Source organism: Mesorhizobium sp. M7A.F.Ca.AU.002.02.1.1 (assembly GCF_003998535.1).
Taxonomy (GTDB): domain Bacteria; phylum Pseudomonadota; class Alphaproteobacteria; order Rhizobiales; family Rhizobiaceae; genus Mesorhizobium; species Mesorhizobium ciceri.
In genome coordinates this window covers 1-1,896 of record NZ_RZPB01000978.1, presented here as the reverse complement: position 1 = coordinate 1,896, position 1,896 = coordinate 1, and the positions used below count along the sequence as shown (strand labels likewise).

Here is a 1,896-nt window from a genome sequence, read left to right as displayed (position 1 = left end):
GCATCGTACAGCGCCTTGAGGAATGCGACCTGGGGCGGGACGGGCAATTCCGCCGCCACAAGCCGCCAGGTGTCGCGGGTGCGCAGCGCCGCCGACACCAGCGCCAGGTCCGGCAGCCAGCCGCGCGTCGCAAGCTCGCGCCCCATCAACCGGGCTGCCTTCACTCCGCGTTCGGCCAAGGGCCGGTCGAAATCATCGAGATCAGGGTCGTCCCAGCTGGATTTGGCGTGACGAAGCAGGAGAAGCTGTTTCATCGCCGCTCTAAGCTCAAGGCGTGATGCGCGCCAGATGCTCGAGGTCGGCTTCCTCGCGCAGCGGATCCGGGGCCATCACCACCGAGGTGCCGTTGTCGGCATCGTCGGCAAAGTGGGCAAGCACGGTGCGGCCGGACTCCATGCGCGCCTTGCCTTCGGCGACCAGCCCCAGCGCCAGCGGATAGAGCCGGTGTTCGGTCTTCAGCACGCGGGCTGCCAATGTATCGGCGGTGTCGCCGACCATCACCGGCACGGCTGCCTGTGCGATGATCGGGCCGTCATCCATCTCGGAGGTGACGAAGTGCACGGTGCAGCCATGGATGCGGATGCCGGCGGCCAGCGCGCGCGCATGGGTGTCGAGCCCCTTGAAGGCCGGCAGCAGGGCAGGGTGGATATTGATCATGCGGCCCTGCCATTTCTGGACGAAGCCGGGGCTGAGGATGCGCATATAGCCGGCCAGCGCCACGATCTCGGCGTTGAAGGCGGTAAGGGCCGCGTCGATGGCGGCGTCATGCGCCTGCTTGCTGCCGTGGTCGGCACGTGAGACGACCTGCGTGGCGATGCCGCGCGCCCTGGCGATGCCGAGCCCGGCGGCATCCGCCTTATCGGAAATGACACCGACGATCTCGGCCGGGAACGACGGGTCGCTGGCCGCGGCAATCAGCGCGGTCATGTTGGAGCCGCGTCCCGAGATCAGGACAACGGTGCGTTTCCTCTGCGCGCTCATAGGCCGATCGAACCCCGATAGATGACGCCTGCGTCGCGGCGCGGCACGATGCGGCCGATCGGCGTCACCGTCTCGCCGGCTTCCTGTAGCACGGCCGCGACCTGCGCTGCCTGGCCGGACGCGACCGCCAGGATCATGCCGATGCCGCAATTGAAGGTGCGCATCATTTCTTCCGGCGCCACGCCGCCGGTCTTGGCCAGCCACGAAAACACGGGAGGAACGTCGATCGCCTCGAGGTCGAGCTCGGCCGAAAAATCCTTGGGCAGCACGCGTGGAATGTTTTCCGGGAAGCCGCCGCCGGTGATGTGGGCGAGCGCCTTGATACCATGCGTGTTGCGGATCGCCTTGAGAATCGACTTGACGTAGATGCGGGTCGGCTCGAGCAGTGCTTCGGCCAGAGTGGCCTCGTCGTTGAACGGTGCCGGATCGCTCCACGACAGACCGCTGACGGCGACGATGCGGCGCACCAGCGAATAGCCGTTCGAGTGCAGGCCGGAGGAAGCCAGGCCCAGCAGCACGTCGCCTTCGACAATGTCATCGGTGGGCAGCAATTGGCCGCGTTCGGCGGCACCCACCGCAAAGCCGGCGAGGTCGTAGTCGTTGCCGTGATACATGCCGGGCATCTCGGCGGTCTCGCCGCCGATCAGCGCGCAGCCGGCCTGGCGGCAGCCCTCGGCAATGCCGCCGACGATCGCGGCACCCTGGTCGGGATCGAGCTTGCCGGTGGCGAAATAGTCGAGGAAGAACAGCGGTTCGGCACCTTGCACGACGATGTCGTTGACGCACATGGCGACGAGGTCGATGCCGATCGTGTCGTGCTTGCCGGCATCGATGGCGATCTTGAGCTTGGTGCCGACGCCGTCATTGGCCGCCACCAGCACCGGATCGGTAAACCCGGCCGCCTTGAGGTCGAAC

General features: G+C 66.9%; 3 protein-coding genes. All 3 read right to left on the bottom strand.

Annotated elements, in window-relative coordinates:
* Positions 1–254, bottom strand: a 254-nt coding sequence (locus EN879_RS34000) for a histidine phosphatase family protein (protein ID WP_206521063.1), incomplete at its 3' end; no start/stop codon positions are given.
* A 13-nt stretch (positions 255–267) separates the two neighbouring features.
* Positions 268–981, bottom strand: a complete 714-nt coding sequence (purN, locus tag EN879_RS33995) for a phosphoribosylglycinamide formyltransferase (RefSeq protein ID WP_013532446.1) — start codon at positions 979–981, stop codon at positions 268–270.
* Positions 978–1,896: phosphoribosylformylglycinamidine cyclo-ligase (gene purM, locus EN879_RS33990; RefSeq protein WP_127274618.1), on the bottom strand; the 919-nt coding region annotated here is incomplete at its 5' end. The genes purN and purM, both read right to left, overlap by 4 nt.